Annotated in this window: 2 protein-coding genes; both read right to left on the bottom strand. The window is 57.5% G+C overall.

Annotated features, from left to right (window positions below):
• Nucleotides 1–42: 42 nt before the first annotated feature.
• Nucleotides 43–567 (bottom strand): hypothetical protein, encoded by a 525-nt coding sequence (locus IH971_11030; GenBank protein MCH7498362.1) that lies wholly within the window; start codon nucleotides 565–567, stop codon nucleotides 43–45.
• A gap of 1,114 nt (nucleotides 568–1,681) precedes the next feature.
• Entirely contained in the window at nucleotides 1,682–3,628 is a 1,947-nt protein-coding gene (locus IH971_11025) for a Rieske 2Fe-2S domain-containing protein (protein MCH7498361.1), read from the bottom strand.
• Nucleotides 3,629–4,058 lie beyond the last annotated feature (430 nt).

Below are 4,058 nucleotides of genomic sequence, written 5' to 3'. Positions count from 1 at the left end.
TCGCAGCCAGTAATAGAATAGTCAGAACAATTGTCGGGGGTTTCATTTGAGGGCCTGCTTGCCCACTAGGCCCGCTTTCCAAAACACAATCATTTTTTGGATTCCCTCCAGTTTCTCTGCCTTGTTCAACCCGGATAGATCCGTCTCAACCGTTTCCGTCTTTCTGGTCGCCAGCCCGACCAGAGCGCCGATGCCGGCGCCAAGGGGAGCACCGATGAATGCCCCCACCGCAAGGCCCATCACTGGCCCTGAGAGGAAACCAGGGGTCACCGCCACCGGCAGAAATGCAGTGATAAATCCCAACAAACCGCCTACCTTAAAGCCAGCCCACCAGTTGGTTTTACCCAGAAAAGAGTATCTGATGTTTAGCAGCGATTCGATGGGGACACTGTAAACAAGCCCGTCACGCACAACCCTCAGCGTGTCTCCTGCGTCGATAAACACCTGCTCACCATGAAAGACCTGCACCCGATCATACATTGCGGTCACTTGCCACTGGGGCAAATCCTGACCGAACGCATAGCCCGCGAAAAGCAGAACCAGACAGCTCGTCCCGAGTATTCTCATTGGCTTCCTTTTATGCGCATGATTGCACGCGTACTCGCAGGAGAAATACTCCCATGTTCTCTGCTCCTCGATAGGTATACAATCTGACTGTATGAAACGTCATGAGAGTGTCTAAGAGTTGTCAACATATTGTCATGCGTGGCGGACGACGATGGGATTTGACCTGCCAGGGCCGATCGCAGGCAGCCCATTCAGGAAGCCCGCCGTTAGAGCCAGCGATAAGGTGAAAGCGCTTGGACATGCCCACCTCAAGGATGGTGGCGATGATGGGTTCCTCCGGTTCGGCTGGTGGAGGGGGTGAGGCCTTTCGGGCCGCGGGCGGGACGGCAGGCGAGCGGCCACGGGTGGGGGTTGCGGCAAGAGCCTGGGAGGACTAGAAGATTGAAAGCTCTGGATGAGCGCCACGCCCTGTTGCCGGGTTAGCCTGCCCAGGGAAGTACCCCTGGTCTGGAGGACGTAGGCGTCCAGTTCCTTCTCGGTGAAGCCCTGGCTGACGGCCAGCGATTTAATGGCATTGATTTGCGACGGCAGGATCTGGTTTTGCTGGGCGAATGTGAATGCCGTCATTACCAGACCGGCCGCAATGATACGATGGATGCGTGATTTCATGGCAATCCCCTACGGATGTAGAGTTGATGCCGGCGATGAATGTCTCCGAATGTCGGAGCGATGGGTCATGGGAAGTCCTTGTTTCTTAGTGCTATGAAAAAAGGTTCGTGCAAGCTATTTTTTTTCTGCGATCATATTCCAGTTATCAACCTGCCTGAATATGGTGACGATTGAGGTCACCGTTGTCATGATAATGTCATGGAAATGTCAATAGTTTGTCAGAGCTGGCCCGACGTGACGGGCGTCACATCTGCGGGAGGGGTCCCGGGTACTCTTGCCCGGATGCCCCCAATACAACGCCCCAAAATGCTCGCTGTGCACGTTTCTCACTTGCAGGCTAGGTAGCCCACGGCGCCCATTTGGATAGCGCCACTGGCGTGAGTTAGATCATGGGCATGGAGCGCCTGTATAGCCCCCATGAAATAGCCGCTGCGCTGTCGGTGAGTAACCAAACCGTGCAGCGAGAGATAGAATATGCGCTTCTACCTCAGGCGCAGTCTTAAAACTATATCAGCAGGGGGTCCGTGAGGAATTCTACGATAAACGGCTTCTTGCTGGCGAGGGCCTTTATCAGCGCACCATCAATTTCGTCCGGCGCCGAGACCCGAATACCGTCACCGCCGCAAAGTTTGGCATAGGCAGCAAAGTCCGGATTGGTCAGGCCGGTCTGCCAGACCTCCATATCGTCGGCTTCGAACTCCTTTGAGATTTTGCCGAGTTGACTGTTGTTCAGCAGCACCAGTGTGATGTCCATGTTGTACCGGACGGCCGTCGTAAATTCCGCCAGGTATTGGCCGAAGCCCCCGTCGCCGGCTACGGCAATCACCTTGCGGCCCGTGTGTGCGGACCAGGCTCCCAGCGCAGCAGGAAATCCAAAACCGATAGATCCCAGGTAGCCCGACATGAGAATGGTCTGCTGCTGGCATTCGAAGTAGCGACCGAAGGAATAGGTGTTGTTGCCCACATCGACCGCGATGATGGCATCGGCAGGCGCGAGGTTACTGAGGGCATGAAAGATGGATGCTGAGTTCAGACCGCTGGCCGATAGATCAGCCCGGCGTCGCTCCTTCTCCGCGCGCCATTTTTTCCAGCGAGCCGCGATCTCGGCGCGCAGCTGGGGCCGTGGTTTAGGAGCCAGCCCCTCATCGTCCAGCAGCTGCTCGATGGTCACTCCGATATCGCCCCACAGGGGCACCTCCACGGGATGAAATTTGCCCAGTGTCATCCGGTCCCGGTCAACCTGAATGGTAGGGAGATACTCCGCGATGCCAGTATGGACAGAAAAGGAGGTGCCGAAGGTGATGAGTAAATCGGCGCTGCCCATCATGATGCTGGCCACGGGGATGCCACTGCGGCCAAGTACGCCGCAAGCCAGCGGGTGATTGTCAGGTACCATGCCCTTAGCCTTGAAGGTGGTGACAATCGGCGCCGCTAACTTTTCTGCAAGACGCAGCACATGGTCCCGGAAAGCGGCCGCACCCTGCCCACAGACGATGGTGGGCCGTTTCGCCGCATTAATCAAATCAAGGGCTCGCTTTAGCTCGTCTTTCGGCGGGGCGATGGCCACCAACGGTACGCGGCCGACCCGGGGGGTGTCGGGCTGAGGATCTCTGGCCGGCAAGCGCTGCATTTCATCGGGGAAGATGAGCGCTGTGGGTCCGTGCTCCACCTCGGCATGCTTGATGGCGAGGGCCACGAGGTTGGACGCGTTTTCAGAACCGAGCACGACCTGTTGCCAGCGGGTCACGGGATTGAGGGCAGAATGCAGGTCCACCTCCTGAAAGGTCCCCGGCCCCATGATCTGGGTGTTCACCTGTCCCACCAGCGCCAGCATGGGCACATTATCCACGTGGGCGTCCCACATGCCGGTGATCAGATTGGTGGCGCCGGGTCCGGCGATGGCAAAACAGACGGCGGTCCTGCCGGTCAGCTTGGCGTAGGCCGAGGCAGCGAAGGCGCCCGCCCCCTCATGGCGGATGCCATAGTAGTGCATCTTTCCATCCAGTTCAGCCCGGCGCATGGCATCAGCCAGACCGAGATTTGAATGCCCCACCATGCCGAACACTACCTCCACACCCCAGCTGGTCATGACGGCGACCACCTGGTCTGCCAGTGTGGTTCGATGTACAGCGGTTTCCAGACCGACAAAGATGCCGTCCTCCCGGAGCTCCACCGGATAAGGGTCAACCTTATCCTCAAAACCCTCCGGACCCTGGCCGGTTATGGGATCATACTGGTAGGCATGCCACGGGCAGATTACCCAGCCGTCCTCCAACTGCCCTTCTCCCAGGGGTCCCCCCTGGTGGGGGCAGCGGTTGTCCAGGGCGGTGAGTTTGCCCTCATGATGTACCAGGCAGACTTGATGGGTACCCGCAGTGACGGTCCGAACGCGGTTGTCGGGCAGCGAATCCAGGTCAGCGACGCGATACCACTGCACAGTAGGCTCAGCCATGTGAAAAGTTGGCCCACGATCATGGGCAAAGCCAAATAATTCGCAATGAATTTTGCGAGAATCATGTCCGTGGGCTGACACCCACTGGTTACCGTGCCAGCCCAACCGCTTGCAGGACAACGGTAGAGCGAGAGGTGGCGTGGTGGAAACATACCCCTTCAGGGGAGGCTGCTACGGCGGGACCGGCGAGACTTGAACGCGCGACCTGCGTATAGTAACGGCGATCCGCTCCCGTCGTGATGACGATTGGAGCTTACAATTAGCCTGCAAATGTTGGAGCAAGAACCTGACCGGTCCTGAACCGCTGAACTACCTTACTAAGGGCTGACGCTATTAACCCTGTGGGATTTGCTACGAATCTTTTTCCGATCTCTGTTCGGTTAGAAACTCAATTCGAATGTAAGAGCCGCAACCTTCTTCCTGAGATCAA

The organism is Candidatus Neomarinimicrobiota bacterium, from assembly GCA_022560655.1.
Lineage (GTDB): Bacteria > Fidelibacterota > Marinisomatia > SCGC-AAA003-L08 > TS1B11 > JADFSS01.
This window is presented reverse-complemented; position numbering and strand designations above follow the sequence as displayed.

Coding starts and splice junctions, on each gene's coding strand:
- IH971_11025 (MCH7498361.1), bottom strand. CDS start 3,628: ATGGCTGAGCCTACTGTGCAGTGGTATCGCGTCGCTGACCTGGATTCG.
- IH971_11030 (MCH7498362.1), bottom strand. CDS start 567: ATGAGAATACTCGGGACGAGCTGTCTGGTTCTGCTTTTCGCGGGCTAT.